The sequence below is a fragment of the Pseudomonas sp. B37(2017) genome, from assembly GCF_002112885.1.
Classification (GTDB): domain Bacteria; phylum Pseudomonadota; class Gammaproteobacteria; order Pseudomonadales; family Pseudomonadaceae; genus Aquipseudomonas; species Aquipseudomonas paraglycinae.
Genome location: NZ_NEIX01000002.1, coordinates 123,204 through 138,389, shown reverse-complemented (window position 1 = coordinate 138,389; position 15,186 = coordinate 123,204). Strand labels below are relative to the sequence as shown.

Below are 15,186 nucleotides of genomic sequence, written 5' to 3'. Positions count from 1 at the left end.
CCCTTGAGGCATTCCCACGCAGAGCGTGGGAACGATCGTGCGACAGTTCAGAAAATCAATAGAACTTCTGACTTCGCGCCAACCTCATAGCTAACAAGTCCCTCCATTCCGGTAACGCCATGGACCTTGTTATCGCCCGCCCCGAAGGCCTCTACTGCCCCGCCGGGGATTTCTACATTGACCCGTGGCGGCCCGTCGAGCGCTCGGTGATCACCCATGCCCATGGCGATCATGCCCGTGGCGGCAACCAGCATTACCTGGCTGCCAGCGCCGGCGAAGGGATTCTGCGCGCGCGTCTGGGCGCGGACATCAACCTGCAAACCCTCGACTACGGCCAGCGCCTGACCCACCACGGCGTCACCTTAAGTTTTCATCCCGCCGGCCATGTGCTTGGCTCGGCTCAGGTGCGGCTGGAATATGGCGGCGAAGTCTGGGTCGCGTCCGGCGACTACAAGATCGAACCCGACGGCACCTGCGCGCCGTTCGAACCGGTGCGCTGCCACACCTTCATCACCGAATCGACCTTCGGCCTGCCGATCTACCGCTGGCAGCCGCAGGCGCAGGTGTTCGCCGAGATCAATCAGTGGTGGCAGGCCAACATCGAGGCCGGCAAGGCCAGCGTGCTGTTCTGCTATTCGTTCGGCAAGGCCCAGCGGATTCTCCACGGCATCGACGAAACCCTCGGGCCGATCCTCAGCCACGGAGCGGTCGAGCCACTGAACCGCGTGTACCGCGAGGCCGGCGTCTACCTGCCGCCAACCCTCTACGCCGGCGATGTGAAAAAGAACGACCCGATGATGCGCCAGGCGCTGGTCATCGCCCCGCCCTCGGCCGGCGGCAGCAGCTGGATGCGCCGTTTCGGCGATTACAGCGACAGCTTCGCCAGCGGCTGGATGCGCCTGCGCGGCACCCGCCGGCGGCGCGGGGTCGATCGCGGTTTCGTGCTTTCGGATCACGCCGACTGGCCCGGCCTGTTGTGGGCCATCGAACAGACCGGCGCCGAGCGGGTCATGGTCACCCACGGCTCGATTGGCGTGCTGGTGCGTCATCTGCGCGAAAAAGGGCTGGACGCACAAGGTTTCAACACCGAATACGGTGACGATGAAGAAGAGCTGTCCACCGCCACGCCCGCCGTTGCCGAGGTGCAACCATGAAAGACTTCGCCGGGTTGTACGCCGAACTCGACGCCACCACCTCCAGCAACGCCAAACTGGCGGCCATGCAAACCTACTTCGCCCAGGCGCAACCGCAGGATGCCGCGTGGGCGGTGTACTTTTTGTCCGGCGGGCGGCCTCGGCAACTGGTGCCGGTGCGGATCCTGCGAGAACTCGCGGTCGAGATGTCCGGGCTTTCGCCATGGCTGTTCGAGGAGAGTTATCAAGCGGTGGGCGATCTGGCGGAAACCATCTCGCTGGTGCTGCCGGAACACCCGCACACTTCCGAGGCCGGACTCGCCGAATGGATTGAAGACAAACTGCTGCCCCTGCGCGGTGAAACCCCGGAATACCTCGCCCATCAGTTACCCGCATTGTGGGCGCAACTGGATCGGCCGAGCCTGATGCTGTGCATCAAACTGATCACCGGCAGCTTCCGGGTCGGCGTCTCCAAACTGCTGGTGACCCGTGCCCTGGCTTCGATGGCCGGGCTGGACAGCAAACGCGTGGCGCAACGATTGGTGGGTTATACCGACCTGTCCAACCGGCCGACCGCTGCCAGTTACCTGAAACTGATCGCCCCCGAATCCAGCGACGAGCACGCCCAGCGTGGCGGCCAGCCCTACCCGTTTTTCCTCGCCCACGCCCTGGCGCAACCGGTGGAAACCTTCGACGCACTGCTCGGGCCGGCGAGTAGCTGGCAGGTGGAATGGAAGTGGGATGGCATCCGCGCGCAGGTGGTCAAGCGCGACGGAAAACTGTGGATCTGGTCCCGGGGCGAAGAACTGGTCACCGAACGTTTTCCCGAACTCGACACGCTGGTGCACGGTTTGCCCGACGGCACGGTGATCGATGGCGAGATTGTGGTGTGGAAAAACCAGCGCCCGGTCACCGAAGACGCGTTCGATCCGCAGTCGACAGAAGCGCCGGCGGTGCAACCCTTCGCACTGTTGCAACAACGGATCGGCCGCAAGTCGCTGGACCGGAAAATCCTTGAAGACGCGCCGGTGGTGGTACTCGCCTACGACCTGCTCGAATGGCAGGGCGAAGACTGGCGCAACCAGCCCCAGGCCAAGCGTCGTGAGCAACTGGAGCAGGTCATCGCCCGCTGCAACAACCCGGTGCTGTTGCCTTCGCCGATCCTGACAGGTGACGACTGGTTCGACCTCGCCCGCCAGCGCGAAGCCTCCAGACGCTTGGGGGTCGAAGGCATGATGCTCAAGGCTCGGGACGCGATGTACGGCGTGGGCCGAACCAAGGACATGGGCGTGTGGTGGAAATGGAAGGTCGACCCGTTCAGCGTCGACGCGGTGCTGATCTACGCCCAGCGAGGGCATGGTCGCCGCGCCAGCCTCTACAGCGATTACACCTTTGCGGTGTGGGACGGCCCGCCCGGTTCCAGTGCGCGAGCGCTGGTGCCCTTCGCCAAGGCCTATTCCGGGCTGACCGATGCGGAAATGCGCGAAGTCGACAGCATCGTGCGCAAGACCACAGTCGAAAAATTCGGCCCGGTCAGCAGTGTGAAGCCGAGCCTGGTGTTCGAACTGGGCTTCGAAGGCATCGCCCTCTCCCGCCGACACAAGAGCGGCATCGCCGTGCGCTTCCCGCGCATGCTGCGCTGGCGCCAGGACAAGACCGTGGACGAGGCCGACAGCCTGACGACCTTGCAAAACCTGTTGGTCTGATTCCCTTCCCCTGACGCCCGGAAATCCCTGCACCGAACCAACCTGGTGCAGCTTTTCCGGCGCGCCCGTTTTCGTGCACTGACCGGCCCCCGCCTGCACTTCCTATACCTTTTAAAACACTTGTTCGGGACTCTGGTTCGGAAATTGCTACTTTCTATAAGTCGTAAGCGCTCCAGTAACAATCATTCCGCGCCACAAGCGCTCATATTGGTTCTTAGGGATTGAATAATGAAAAAAGCATTGCTGACCCTTTCTGCACTGGCGTTGTGCATGGCCGCCGGCTCCGCGCTGGCCAAGGAATACAAAGAACTGCGGTTTGGCGTTGACCCTTCCTACGCACCGTTCGAGTCGAAAGCGGCAGACGGCAGCCTGGTTGGCTTCGACATCGATCTGGGCAACGCGATCTGCGCCGAGCTGAAGGTCAAGTGCAAATGGGTCGAAAGTGACTTCGACGGTATGATTCCGGGCCTCAAGGCCAATAAATTCGACGGTGTGATCTCGTCAATGACCGTTACCGAAGCCCGCGAAAAAGTCATCGACTTCTCCAGCGAGCTGTTCTCCGGCCCGACCGCCTACGTGTCGAAAAAAGGTTCGGGCATCACCGACGACGTCGCCTCGCTGAAAGGCAAAACCGTCGGTTACGAGCAAGGCACCATCCAGGAAGCCTACGCCAAAGCCGTGCTGGACAAGGCCGGCGTGAAAACCCAGGCCTATCAGAATCAGGACCAGGTGTATTCCGACCTGACCTCCGGCCGTCTCGATGCGGGCATTCAGGACATGTTGCAGGCCGAATTGGGCTTTCTGAAGTCGCCCCAAGGCGCCGAGTATGAAGTCAGCAAGCCGGTCGACAACCACCTGCTGCCAGCCAAGACCGCTGTCGGTATTAAGAAAGGTAACACCGAGCTGAAAGCGCTTTTGGATAAAGGTATCAAAGCGTTACACGATGATGGCAAATACGCAGAGATTCAAAAGAAACACTTTGGCGATCTGAATCTGTACAGCGGCAAATAATGCCCCGGCGCCCATCCTCGATGGGCGCCTTTTTCATTCAGTCAGGTTGCTGATTTATGTTCGAAAACCTCTTACAAAATCTGGGGCTCTCCGCCTTCAGCCTCAAGGGTTTTGGCCCTTTGCTGTTGGAGGGCACCTGGATGACCATCAAATTGTCGGCGTTGTCGCTGCTGGTGGCCGTGTTGCTCGGCCTGCTCGGCGCCAGTGCCAAGCTGTCAAAAGTCAAACTGCTGCGCCTGCCCGCCCAGCTCTACACCACGCTGATTCGCGGAGTGCCGGACCTGGTGCTGATGCTGCTGATCTTCTACAGCCTGCAAACCTGGCTGACGACGCTCACCGACTACCTGGAATGGGAATACATCGAGATCGACCCGTTCAGCGCCGGGGTCCTGACCTTGGGCTTCATTTATGGCGCGTACTTCACTGAAACCTTTCGCGGGGCGATTCTCGCCGTGCCGCGCGGTCAGGTCGAAGCCGCCACCGCCTATGGCCTCAAGCGCGGCCAGCGCTTTCGTTTCGTGGTGTTCCCGCAAATGATGCGCTTCGCCCTGCCGGGCATCGGCAACAACTGGATGGTGATGCTCAAGGCCACCGCGCTGGTTTCGATCATCGGCCTGGCCGATCTGGTCAAGGCCGCGCAGGACGCCGGCAAGAGCACCTATCAACTGTTCTACTTCCTGGTTCTCGCCGCGTTGATCTACCTGCTGATCACCAGTGCCTCGAACATCATCCTGCGCTGGCTCGAACGCCGCTACGCCGCCGGTGCCCGGGAGGCCGTACGATGATCGAACTCCTGCAGGAATACTGGAAAGCCTTCCTTTATACCGACGGCCAGAACATCACCGGGCTGGCGATGACGATGTGGCTGCTCAGCGCCTCGATCTTCTTCGGTTTCCTCGTGTCGATACCGCTGTCGATCGCCCGGGTGTCGCCGCACTTCTACATTCGCTGGCCGGTGCAGTTCTACACCTACCTGTTCCGTGGCACGCCGCTCTATATCCAGTTGCTGATCTGCTACACCGGGATCTACAGCCTGGCCGCCGTGCGCGCGCAACCGGTGCTCGACAGTTTCTTTCGCGATGCGATGAACTGCACGATCCTGGCCTTCGCCCTCAACACCTGCGCCTACACCACGGAAATTTTCGCCGGGGCCATCCGCAGCATGAACCACGGCGAAGTCGAAGCGGCCAAGGCCTACGGCCTGACCGGCTGGAAGCTGTATGCCTACGTGATCATGCCGTCGGCGCTGCGCCGTTCGTTGCCGTACTACAGCAACGAAGTGATCCTGATGCTGCACTCGACCACCGTGGCTTTCACCGCGACCATCCCCGACATCCTGAAAGTCGCGCGGGACGCCAACTCGGCGACCTTCCTGACCTTCCAGTCGTTCGGCATCGCCGCGCTGATCTACCTGACCATCACCTTTGCGCTGGTCGGCCTGTTCCGCCTTGCCGAACGCCGATGGCTGGCCTTCCTCGGCCCGACCCACTAGGACCCTTTTGAGATGCGCCACCAGATACATGACCTGCTGGCCCCGCTGCCGGGGACCGCACGACAGATCCACAGTTTTCACTTCGGCCCGGACAAGGCCCAGGGCAAGATTTACATCCAGTCCTCGCTGCATGCCGACGAACTGCCCGGCATGCTCGTGGCCTGGCACCTCAAGCAGCGTCTGGCGGAGCTGGAAGCCGCCGGCCGCTTGCGCAGCGAAATCGTGCTGGTGCCGGTGGCCAACCCGGTCGGCCTCGAACAGGTGCTGATGGACGTGCCGCTGGGCCGCTACGAGCTGGAGAGCGGGCAGAACTTCAACCGCTGGTTCGTCGACCTCAGCGAAGAAATCGGCAACGAAATCGAAGCGCAACTGAGCGATGACCCGCAGCGCAACCTCGAACTGATCCGTTCCAGCCTGCGCAACGCCCTCGCCCGCCACACCGCCACGACTCAGCTGCAATCCCAGCGCCTGACCCTGCAACGGCTGGCCTGCGATGCGGACATGGTTTTGGACCTGCACTGCGATTTCGAATCCGTGGTTCACCTGTACACCACGCCCGAGGCGTGGCCGCAGGTCGAGCCGCTGGCGCGTTATATCGAATCCCAGGCGAGCCTGTTGGCCACCGACTCCGGCGGCCAGTCGTTCGACGAGTGCTTCACCCTGCTGTGGTGGCAATTGAAGGAGCGCTTCGGCGAACACTTCGAGATTCCGCTGGGCAGTTTCTCGGTCACCGTCGAATTGCGTGGCCAGGGAGATGTCACCCATCCGCTGGCCAGTCGCGATTGCCAGGCGCTGATCGATTACCTGATCCATTTCGGCGCTATCGTCGGTGAGCCCAAAGCCTTGCCGGCGCTGCCACATCCCGCCACACCGCTGGCCGGCGTGGAACCGGTAGCCACTCCCGTCGGCGGCCTGCTGGTCTACAGCGCCACACCCGGACAGTGGCTGGAAGCCGGGCAGAAAATCGCCGAAATCATCGACCCGATCAGCGACCGGGTCACACCAGTCCATTGCACCGCTTCCGGTCTGCTCTATGCCCGCTCGCTGCGGCGCATGGCCACCGCCGGTATGGTGATCGCCCACGTCGCGGGCGCCGAAGCCTATCGCAGCGGCTATCTACTTTCGCCTTGAGGATGCCTGTCCCATGTACAAATTGACCGTTGAAGGCCTGCACAAAAGCTATGGCGACCATCAGGTGCTCAAAGGCGTCTCGCTCAAGGCCAAGACCGGCGACGTGATCAGCCTGATCGGCGCCAGCGGCTCGGGCAAAAGCACATTTTTGCGCTGCATCAACTTTCTCGAACAACCCAACGACGGCGCGATGAGCCTCGATGGCCAGGCGATCCGCATGGTCACCGACCGCCACGGCATGCACGTGGCTGACGCCGATGAACTGCAACGCCTGCGCACCCGGCTGGCGATGGTGTTCCAGCACTTCAACCTGTGGAGCCACATGACCGTGCTGGAAAACATCACCATGGCCCCGCGCCGGGTGCTGGGTTGCAGCAAGCAGGAAGCCGACGACCGCGCCCGGCGTTATCTGGAAAAGGTCGGTCTGCCGGCGCGGGTGGCGGATCAGTACCCGGCGTTTCTCTCCGGTGGTCAGCAGCAACGGGTGGCGATTGCCCGGGCATTGGCGATGGAGCCGGAAGTCATGCTGTTCGATGAACCGACTTCGGCGCTGGACCCGGAGCTGGTCGGCGAAGTGCTCAAGGTGATTCAGGGCCTGGCCGAAGAAGGCCGGACCATGATCATGGTCACCCATGAAATGAGCTTTGCGCGCAAGGTCTCGAGCCAGGTGCTGTTCCTGCATCAGGGGCTGGTGGAAGAAGAAGGCGCGCCCGAAGAAGTGCTGGGCAATCCGAAAAGCGAACGCCTGAAGCAATTCCTCAGCGGCAATCTCAAGTAAAACTATTGCCCGGCCGGCGCGGTCACTGAAGGAACACCTTCAGAGCACACGTCGCCGGCATGGGCACTTCCACCGACTTCGCCAAACACTGGTTCAGCGCCCGCGACTGGAAGCCGTTCGCCTTTCAGAAGCAGGTGTGGGCGGCGGTCAAACGTGGCGAATCCGGCCTGCTGCACGCCAGCACCGGTGCCGGTAAAACCTATGCGGTGTGGTTTGCCGCGCTCAATCGCTTTGCCCGCTCCGGGCCTGTTGCTGAAACCACTCGCAAACGCCCACCACCCGCCGAACCGCTGACCGTCTTGTGGATCACGCCGATGCGGGCGCTGGCCGCCGACACTGCGCGCGCCCTGCAAACGCCGCTGGACGATCTGCAGATTCCCTGGAGCGTCGGCCTGCGCACCGGCGACACCGGCAGCAGCGAGCGAGCCCGCCAGAACCGACGCCTGCCGACCACGCTGATTACCACCCCGGAGAGCCTGACCCTGATGCTCGCCCGCGCGGACGCGCAAACGGCGCTGTCGACATTGCGCATGGTCGTGGTGGATGAGTGGCACGAATTGCTCGGCAACAAGCGCGGCGTGCAATTGCAACTGGCCCTCGCCCGGTTGCGGCGCTGGCAGCCGGGGCTGATCGTCTGGGGAGTTTCCGCGACGCTCGGCAATCAGTCCCACGCCGAACAGGTGCTGATCCCACAGGGCGACGGCGTCAGTATTCAGGGGCAAAGCGAAAAGTCGCTCAAGGTCGACACCCTGCTCCCACCGGCGATCGAACGCTTTCCTTGGGCCGGGCACATCGGTCTGAAGATGTTGCCGCAGGTGGTTGCCGAACTGGACGTCTGCGCCAGCAGCCTGGTGTTCACCAACACCCGGGCGCAATCGGAAATCTGGTATCAGGCGTTGCTGGAAGCGCGACCGGACTGGGCCGGCCTGATCGCCCTGCACCACAGCTCGCTGTCCCGCGACACCCGCGACTGGGTCGAGCAAGCGCTGAAGAACGGCCAACTCAAAGCCGTGGTCTGCACTTCAAGTCTGGATCTGGGGGTGGATTTCCTGCCGGTGGAGCGCGTGCTGCAGATTGGCTCGGCCAAAGGCGTCGCGCGGCTGATGCAGCGCGCCGGGCGTTCGGGCCATGCGCCCGGTAGAACGTCGCGGGTCACCCTGGTGCCGACCCACAGTCTGGAACTGATCGAAGCCGCGGCGGCCCGCGATGCCGTGGCGCAGCGGCGGATCGAGCCTCGATTGTCACCGCACAAACCGCTGGATGTGCTGGTGCAGCATCTGGTCAGCATGGCCTTGGGCGGTGGCTTTGTTCCCGATGAGCTGTACGAAGAAGTCCGTGGTGCCTGGGCTTATCGCGACCTGACACTCGCGGACTGGTCGTGGGCGCTGGCGTTCGTACGCCACGGCGGAATGTCGCTGACGGCGTACCCGGATTACCGCCGGGTCGAGCCGGATGAGCACGGGATCTGGCGCGTCCCCGATGCCCGTCTGGCGCGCCGCCATCGCATGAGCATCGGCACCATCGTCAGCGATGCCGCGATCCATTTGAAGTTCTGGAGCAAGGGCGGGGGCGGCAAACAACTGGGCAGCGTTGAAGAAGGCTTTATCGCCCGCCTCAAGCCCGGCGATGGCTTCCTGTTCGCCGGGCGCTTGCTGGAGTTGGTGCGGGTGGAAAACATGACCGCTTACGTCAAACGCAGCACCGCGAAAAAAGCCGCCGTACCGCGCTGGAATGGCGGGCGCATGCCGCTCTCCAATGAATTGGCCGAAGCGGTGGTCAGCCGGTTCAGCGCGGCGGCACACGGCGAATTTGTCGGCCCGGAAATACAGGCGTTGCGACCATTGCTGGAAACGCAGATGCGCTGGTCGGGCCTGCCGACCGTCAACAATCTGCTGGCCGAAGTGCTGAAATCCCGCGAAGGCTGGCACCTTTTCCTCTATCCGTTTGCCGGACGTCAGGTGCATCTGGGGCTGGCCAGCCTGCTGGCATGGCGGGTCAGTCAGCGCCTGCCTGTGACTTTCTCGATTGCGGTCAACGATTACGGACTGGAATTGCTCAGCGCTACGCCCGTTGACTGGTCTGTGCAACTGGATGATGCCCTGCTCAGCCCCGAGGATTTATTGAGGGATGTGCTGGCCAGCCTCAACGCGGGGGAGCTGGCGCTGCGGCGCTTTCGGGAAATCGCGCGGATTGCCGGACTGGTGTTTGCCGGTTACCCCGGCGCGCCGAAAAGCACCCGTCAGGTGCAGGCCTCCAGCGGGCTGTTCTTCGAAGTGTTCAAACAATACGACGCCGACAACCTGCTACTGGCGCAGGCCGGGGAAGAAGTACTACGAGAAGAACTGGATATTCGTCGACTGGAACAGACACTGGAGCGAATCAACCGGATGAAACTGAACCTGCACCTGATCAAACGTCCTACACCGCTCGGGTTTCCATTGCTGGTGGAACGCATGCGCGAAAGCATGAGCTCGGAAAAACTCGCCGACCGGATCCGCCGAATGGTCGGCGATCTGGAGAAAACCGCTGACAAGGGCCAATCCTGATGAACACGCCCTACCCCGTGCGTCTGGCAGGCGAAGACCTCTGGTTGCTGCCGGAAAAGGCGCTGTACTGGCCGGCGCAACAGGCGCTGCTGATTGCCGATGTGCATTTCGGCAAGGCTGCCGCTTATCGGCGCCTGGGGCAGCCGGTGCCGCAGGGCACGACAGCGAGCAACATCGCCGTGATCGAGCAGTTGCTGGCGAAACTGCCGTGTCGGCAACTGATCTTTCTTGGGGACTTTCTGCACGGGCCGGGTTCGCATGCCCCGGGCACTTTGAGTGTTTTGGCTGAGTGGCGCTCACGCTATGCCGATCTGCCGATCACGCTGATTCGCGGTAATCACGATAAACGTGCCGGTGATCCGCCGCAGTCGCTGAACATTCGGGTGGTGCCGGAGCCGATGCTGCTGGGGCCCTTCGCGTTGCAGCACGAACCCGATCCGCACGCTGAACGCCACGTGCTTGCTGGCCACGTCCACCCGGTCTATCGGTTGAACGGCAAGGGACGTCAGCGTTTGCGTCTGGCGTGTTTCAGACTGGGAGAACGCATCAGCCTGCTGCCGGCGTTCGGGGCCTTCACCGGCGGTTATCCGGTGGAGAAGGAAGACAGCTGTCGGATCTTTGTCATCGGCGACAACGAAATATGGCCCGTCGGCTGAAGTCCTGTTGAGGATTCAGCCGACGAGCCATGCATTCAATCAAGCGACGGGGGCGGGTGGCGGTTTGTCCGGCAGCGTCGGTTCGCCGGGCTCGGTTGGTTCTTCGTTGGGGGTATCGGGATCGGGCTGGTGAGGAATTCCGCCAGCCATGGCGATGGGCGGGTGTGCCAACAAGGACCAGGCCAATACGCCAATCTGATTGGGCTCGAGCCTTGCCAGTTCGGCAGTGATTTGCGGATCGATCTTCATGGAGCACTCCTCGGCGAAGGCCCGTCCCGCTGTTCGCGAAACGGGCAGTACACCCCATAGAGTGTCTACCCGCCGAAGAATTCCCGGTAACTGCCGGATGGACGGATCAGGTGCGAGGCAGGGTCACGCCACGCTGGCCCTGGTACTTGCCCGCACGATCCTTGTAGGAGACTTCGCATTCCTCGTCGGATTCGAGGAACAGCATCTGCGCCACGCCTTCGTTGGCGTAGATCTTCGCCGGCAGGTTGGTGGTGTTCGAGAACTCCAGGGTCACCTGGCCTTCCCACTCGGGCTCGAGCGGGGTGACGTTGACGATGATGCCGCAGCGAGCGTAAGTGCTTTTGCCCAGGCAGATGGTCAGGACGTTGCGTGGAATACGGAAGTATTCAACGGTCGTGGCCAGGGCGAAGGAGTTCGGTGGAATGATGCAGACGTCGCTGTGGACGTCGACGAAGCTGCCGGCGTCGAAGTTTTTCGGATCGACGATGGCCGAATTGATGTTGGTGAACACCTTGAAATGATTGGTGCAACGCACATCGTAGCCATAGCTCGACACACCGTAGGAGATCACACGGCTGTCGTCGCTGCCACGTACCTGGCGCTCGACGAACGGCTCGATCATGCCGTGTTCCTGCGCCATGCGGCGAATCCACTTGTCCGATTTGATGCTCATGGCGGGTGTCCTGAATAGCGAGGTGGAAAAAATCTGTCCGGCATCTTACCGGGCGCGCCGCCGGGTTCAAAGTCCGGGCTGCAAATCTCGCCGAACGTGCAGGAATTACGCGGCCTGGCGACGAACCGTCACACCGCCGATCCCTAAAACAGAGAAACCTTCGCAAGAAGCATTGGCACGTTCCGGAAAAAGGGTTAAGGTGGCGCCACTGTGCTGCTTGTGTCACTGAGAATCTCTACACGATATGTTGAATTTCGATCCAACCATCTACAAGAATTTTTCCTGCTCTTTGCACTCAGTCTCGGCCAGGGTTCTTCCTGAGTCGCAGTTATCTTTGTTCAAGGAGTTACACCATGTCTAATCGCCAAACCGGTACCGTTAAGTGGTTCAACGATGAAAAAGGCTTCGGCTTCATCACTCCACAATCCGGTGACGACCTGTTCGTTCACTTCAAAGCTATCCAATCCGACGGCTTCAAAAGCCTGAAAGAAGGCCAACAGGTTTCTTTCATCGCTACCCGCGGTCAGAAAGGCATGCAAGCTGAAGAAGTACAAGTTATCTAACTTGTAGCTTCTTTAGTAAAAGGCCCCGCCCTCAAAAGCGGGGCTTTTTTGTGGGCGTCTGTTTTTCCGGGCGCAAAAAAAGATCGCAGCCTGCGAAGGCTGCGATCTTTTTTGTTGCTTACCAGGCGACGCCGAAGCCGGCGGTGTAGCGGGTCTTGCTCAAGTCCGCATCCTCGGTGCCGCTGATGATGTCGCGCTCAGCCTTGAGGTTGAGGGATGCCCAGTCGGTGACCTTGTAGCGCAGGCCCATTTCCGCATCCAGCGCATAATCGGCCACACCGGACAGCGGCTTGCCGACTTCGCCATTGGTGAAGAACTCTACCTTCTTGCCGATCAGGTAGCGGTTGTAGTCCCACTTCATGGCGACTGAATAGAAGTTGTCCTTGCTGCCATCGCGATACTGGTAGTCGGTGCGGTTGAGCAGCGAGCCCAGGGAGAATGCCCCCAGCTCGTCATCCCAGAACTGGTAACCCGGACCGGTACCGACCACGCGCTGGCGCGCCAGCTCTTCGATGTGATCGCGCTTGTAGTTCAGGCGGCCCTGCCAGAACCACTTGTCCGTCAGGAAGCGGTCGAGTGCGTACTCGGCGCGCCAGTTGTCGGTGGTGGTCACGTCGTCCTGCACTTCGCGGTTGTACTCGCCCTCGGCGGTGTGCCGCCAGCGACCATGGCGGGCGGACGTCTTGAAGCCGATGTCGTAGTCGTCGGTGTCCTTTTCCGCACGCTGATAATCCAACGCCAGGTCGACATTGCCCTTCCACACCAGGTCCTCGACCACCGGTTTGGGCTTGAGAATCTGCTGAATGCTCGCCAGCTCCACGGTTTTCGGCGCTTCGCCGTTGGCCAGAGTGACCTTGCCGTCTTCGGCGGCGCTCAGCGACTTGGCCTTCTCGCCGTTGTAGGCGTCCTGCTTGACCAGCAACTCCTGATCGCTCTCCAGGGTCTTGACCTGCTTCCAGTCGATGGTCACGGCACCCGCGTACTGGGTCTGGACCAGCAACTTGCCACCGTCGAACAGCGTGATTTTGCCGCTCAGCTTGTCACCGTTCTTCAACCAGACGGTATCGGCAAGCAAGGGTGTGGACGCACTGAAGACAGCAAGGCACAGCAGGGTTCTGGACAACATAAGCGAATCGGGGACTCTGGTTTGCGAAAAAGGGTCGGCATTATCCGTAGGAATAATTCCCTGACAAGGAGTGACCCGGCTATTTCTGTTGAGTTCATTTCTCAATTGCCCCTCCACCGATTACGCTTAAGGACATAACGCGATCAAGCTCAGGAACCGCGCACGTGACAGACCCGATGCATGCCTGCGAAAACGATCCGCAAATCCGACGCACGGCACTCTATTCCACCCTCGCCCAAGTGCCTGAGGGCAAGGTCGTCAGCTATGGTCAGTTGGCCGAACTGGCGGGGTTGGGGCGCGCCGCCCGCTGGGTCGGCCGGACCCTGAGCCAATTGCCCGGCGACACCAAGCTGCCGTGGCACCGCGTACTCGGCGCCGGCGGTCGGATCAGCCTGCCGGCGGGCAGCCCGTCCGGGGACGAACAGCGGGCACGATTGCGCATGGAAGGCATCACCGTCCTGAACAATCGTGTGGATATTCGGCGCCATGGCTGGCGTCCGGTAGAGCACAGCGGTTAGAGTGCGCGCTTTGTTTTCGCAATCTTGAGGCAGACTTCAGCCCATGCCCCGTAAAACCTGGCGCGCCGCGCTCGCCGCCTATGCCAGTCCTTCGACGCTCGTGCTGTTGTTGCTGGGTTTCGCCGCCGGCCTGCCGTACATGCTGGTGTTCTCGACACTTTCGGTCTGGCTGCGTGAAGCCGGTGTGGCCCGCGAGACGATCGGCTACGCCAGCCTGATCGGTCTGGCTTATGCCTTCAAATGGGTCTGGTCGCCCCTGCTCGACCAATGGCGCCTGCCGTTGTTGGGCAAGCTGGGGCGCCGCCGTTCGTGGCTGGTACTTTCACAGACGCTGGTGATCCTCGGTCTGATCGGCATGGGCTTTTGCGACCCGCAGAAACACCTGTCCTGGCTGATCGCTATCGCGGTGGTCGTTGCATTCGCCTCTGCCACCCAGGATATCGCCGTCGACGCCTATCGACTGGAAATCGCCGAAGACAACCGCCAGGCCGCACTGGCCGCCAGTTACATGTCCGGTTATCGGGTTGCTGCGCTGCTCGCGACGGCCGGTGCACTGTTCTTCGCCGAGGGCTTCGGCTCCACCGGCTTCAACTACCAGCACTCCGCCTGGACCGGCACCTACGTGCTGTTCGGCGCTCTGATGGTCCCTGCCCTGCTCACCACCCTGCTGATGCGCGAGCCGCCCGTGCCGCTGCGCACCCAGTTGCAGGCCGGGCGCTACACCTTCATGCATCAGTTGATGTCGGTGTTCGTGCTGATCATTTTGCTGGTGTCTGTGCCTGCGATGTTCACCCAGCTCTACAACACCGATTTCGCCAGCGTGCTGTTCGGCGACATGAGCCCGCTGGACCTGCTGCTGGAAGACCGGGCGTTCCTGCGTGCGATTCTCTACACCACGCTGACTTGCCTGTGCCTCTCGGCCATGGGGCGTCGCGGTCTGGCGCCAGTGCTGACGCCGGTCAACGACTTCATCCTGCGCTACCGCTGGCAGGCGCTGCTGTTGCTCGGTCTGATCGCCACCTATCGGATGTCCGACACGGTGATGGGCGTGATGGCCAACGTGTTCTACATCGACCAGGGCTTCACCAAGGACCAGATTGCCAGCGTCAGCAAGATCTTCGGCCTGATCATGACCCTCGTCGGCGCCGGCATGGGCGGCCTGCTGATCGTGCGTTTCGGCATCCTGCCGATCCTGCTCATCGGCGGCGCTGCGTCGGCGGCCACCAACCTGCTGTTCCTGATGCTGGCCGACATGGGTCCGAACCTGCAGATGCTGGTGGTGACGATCTCCCTCGACAACTTCAGCTCGGGCCTGGCCACGTCGGCGTTCGTCGCCTACCTGTCGAGCCTGACCAACCTGAAGTTCTCCGCGACGCAGTACGCCCTGCTCAGCTCGATCATGCTCCTGCTGCCACGCCTGATCGGCGGCTACTCCGGGGTCATGGTGGAGAAATTCGGCTATCACAACTTCTTCCTGATCACCGCGCTGCTCGGTGTTCCGACCCTGGTGCTGATCGCCCTGCACTGGTTCCAGGAAAGCCGCCGCGAAGGCCCGACACCGACGCCGGAACCTGCACCGACCTCCGTCGCGGAAGAATCGTAAG

Annotated in this window: 15 protein-coding genes; 12 read left to right on the top strand and 3 right to left on the bottom strand. The window is 61.7% G+C overall.

The window, feature by feature from the left end; translation table 11 throughout:
* Positions 1 to 119 precede the first annotated feature (119 nt).
* From CAF90_RS07145 to pdeM, 9 genes are all read left to right on the top strand, one after another.
* Entirely contained in the window at positions 120 to 1,154 is a 1,035-nt protein-coding gene (locus CAF90_RS07145) for a ligase-associated DNA damage response exonuclease (protein WP_085605341.1), read from the top strand.
* Positions 1,151 to 2,839, top strand: coding sequence for an ATP-dependent DNA ligase (locus CAF90_RS07140; RefSeq protein WP_085605339.1), 1,689 nt, complete (start codon positions 1,151 to 1,153; stop codon positions 2,837 to 2,839). The genes CAF90_RS07145 and CAF90_RS07140 overlap by 4 nt, the downstream gene beginning before the upstream one ends.
* Before the next feature lie 228 nt (positions 2,840 to 3,067).
* Complete coding sequence (locus CAF90_RS07135; protein ID WP_085605337.1) at positions 3,068 to 3,850, top strand: transporter substrate-binding domain-containing protein; 783 nt, start codon at positions 3,068 to 3,070, stop codon at positions 3,848 to 3,850.
* 56 nt (positions 3,851 to 3,906) lie between these two features.
* Complete coding sequence (locus CAF90_RS07130; protein WP_007955000.1) at positions 3,907 to 4,635, top strand: ABC transporter permease; 729 nt, start codon at positions 3,907 to 3,909, stop codon at positions 4,633 to 4,635.
* Positions 4,632 to 5,342, top strand: a complete 711-nt coding sequence (locus tag CAF90_RS07125) for an ABC transporter permease (RefSeq protein ID WP_007954996.1) — start codon at positions 4,632 to 4,634, stop codon at positions 5,340 to 5,342. Before CAF90_RS07130 ends, CAF90_RS07125 begins: the two co-directional genes overlap by 4 nt.
* Positions 5,343 to 5,354: 12 nt before the next feature.
* Entirely contained in the window at positions 5,355 to 6,473 is a 1,119-nt protein-coding gene (locus CAF90_RS07120; RefSeq protein WP_085605335.1) for a succinylglutamate desuccinylase/aspartoacylase family protein, read from the top strand.
* A gap of 13 nt (positions 6,474 to 6,486) precedes the next feature.
* Positions 6,487 to 7,251: an ABC transporter ATP-binding protein gene (locus CAF90_RS07115; protein ID WP_007954993.1), complete on the top strand. Its 765-nt coding sequence runs from the start codon at positions 6,487 to 6,489 to the stop codon at positions 7,249 to 7,251.
* A gap of 59 nt (positions 7,252 to 7,310) precedes the next feature.
* Entirely contained in the window at positions 7,311 to 9,797 is a 2,487-nt protein-coding gene (locus CAF90_RS07110) for a ligase-associated DNA damage response DEXH box helicase (protein ID WP_085605333.1), read from the top strand.
* Positions 9,797 to 10,453, top strand: a complete 657-nt coding sequence (gene pdeM / locus CAF90_RS07105) for a ligase-associated DNA damage response endonuclease PdeM (protein WP_085605331.1) — start codon at positions 9,797 to 9,799, stop codon at positions 10,451 to 10,453. The genes CAF90_RS07110 and pdeM overlap by 1 nt, the downstream gene beginning before the upstream one ends.
* Before the next feature lie 39 nt (positions 10,454 to 10,492).
* Here pdeM and CAF90_RS07100 read toward each other — a convergent pair whose 3' ends face one another.
* Entirely contained in the window at positions 10,493 to 10,702 is a 210-nt protein-coding gene (locus CAF90_RS07100; protein WP_085605329.1) for a hypothetical protein, read from the bottom strand.
* A gap of 106 nt (positions 10,703 to 10,808) precedes the next feature.
* Positions 10,809 to 11,375 (bottom strand): dCTP deaminase, encoded by a 567-nt coding sequence (gene dcd / locus CAF90_RS07095; RefSeq protein WP_007954988.1) that lies wholly within the window; start codon positions 11,373 to 11,375, stop codon positions 10,809 to 10,811.
* Positions 11,376 to 11,728: 353 nt separating this feature from the next.
* Here dcd and CAF90_RS07090 point away from each other — a divergent pair, with 353 nt between their 5' ends.
* Positions 11,729 to 11,938: a cold-shock protein gene (locus CAF90_RS07090; protein WP_002554837.1), complete on the top strand. Its 210-nt coding sequence runs from the start codon at positions 11,729 to 11,731 to the stop codon at positions 11,936 to 11,938.
* Between the two features lie 118 nt (positions 11,939 to 12,056).
* Here the strand turns inward: CAF90_RS07090 and CAF90_RS07085 are convergent, their stop codons facing one another.
* Positions 12,057 to 13,064 (bottom strand): DUF481 domain-containing protein, encoded by a 1,008-nt coding sequence (locus CAF90_RS07085; protein WP_007954986.1) that lies wholly within the window; start codon positions 13,062 to 13,064, stop codon positions 12,057 to 12,059.
* A 176-nt stretch (positions 13,065 to 13,240) separates the two neighbouring features.
* Here CAF90_RS07085 and CAF90_RS07080 point away from each other — a divergent pair, with 176 nt between their 5' ends.
* Together CAF90_RS07080 and CAF90_RS07075 are read left to right on the top strand one after the other, a co-directional pair.
* The gene (locus CAF90_RS07080) at positions 13,241 to 13,582 is read left to right on the top strand and encodes an MGMT family protein (protein WP_011332761.1); all 342 of its coding nucleotides are present in this window, start codon (positions 13,241 to 13,243) and stop codon (positions 13,580 to 13,582) included.
* A 43-nt stretch (positions 13,583 to 13,625) separates the two neighbouring features.
* Complete coding sequence (locus CAF90_RS07075; protein WP_085605327.1) at positions 13,626 to 15,185, top strand: AmpG family muropeptide MFS transporter; 1,560 nt, start codon at positions 13,626 to 13,628, stop codon at positions 15,183 to 15,185.
* Position 15,186: the final 1 nt, after the last annotated feature.

Coding starts and splice junctions, on each gene's coding strand:
- pdeM (WP_085605331.1), top strand. CDS start 9,797: ATGAACACGCCCTACCCCGTGCGTCTGGCAGGCGAAGACCTCTGGTTG.
- CAF90_RS07125 (WP_007954996.1), top strand. CDS start 4,632: ATGATCGAACTCCTGCAGGAATACTGGAAAGCCTTCCTTTATACCGAC.
- CAF90_RS07115 (WP_007954993.1), top strand. CDS start 6,487: ATGTACAAATTGACCGTTGAAGGCCTGCACAAAAGCTATGGCGACCAT.
- CAF90_RS07085 (WP_007954986.1), bottom strand. CDS start 13,064: ATGTTGTCCAGAACCCTGCTGTGCCTTGCTGTCTTCAGTGCGTCCACA.
- CAF90_RS07075 (WP_085605327.1), top strand. CDS start 13,626: ATGCCCCGTAAAACCTGGCGCGCCGCGCTCGCCGCCTATGCCAGTCCT.
- CAF90_RS07080 (WP_011332761.1), top strand. CDS start 13,241: ATGCATGCCTGCGAAAACGATCCGCAAATCCGACGCACGGCACTCTAT.
- CAF90_RS07100 (WP_085605329.1), bottom strand. CDS start 10,702: ATGAAGATCGATCCGCAAATCACTGCCGAACTGGCAAGGCTCGAGCCC.
- CAF90_RS07130 (WP_007955000.1), top strand. CDS start 3,907: ATGTTCGAAAACCTCTTACAAAATCTGGGGCTCTCCGCCTTCAGCCTC.
- dcd (WP_007954988.1), bottom strand. CDS start 11,375: ATGAGCATCAAATCGGACAAGTGGATTCGCCGCATGGCGCAGGAACAC.
- CAF90_RS07090 (WP_002554837.1), top strand. CDS start 11,729: ATGTCTAATCGCCAAACCGGTACCGTTAAGTGGTTCAACGATGAAAAA.
- CAF90_RS07110 (WP_085605333.1), top strand. CDS start 7,311: ATGGGCACTTCCACCGACTTCGCCAAACACTGGTTCAGCGCCCGCGAC.
- CAF90_RS07140 (WP_085605339.1), top strand. CDS start 1,151: ATGAAAGACTTCGCCGGGTTGTACGCCGAACTCGACGCCACCACCTCC.
- CAF90_RS07120 (WP_085605335.1), top strand. CDS start 5,355: ATGCGCCACCAGATACATGACCTGCTGGCCCCGCTGCCGGGGACCGCA.
- CAF90_RS07135 (WP_085605337.1), top strand. CDS start 3,068: ATGAAAAAAGCATTGCTGACCCTTTCTGCACTGGCGTTGTGCATGGCC.
- CAF90_RS07145 (WP_085605341.1), top strand. CDS start 120: ATGGACCTTGTTATCGCCCGCCCCGAAGGCCTCTACTGCCCCGCCGGG.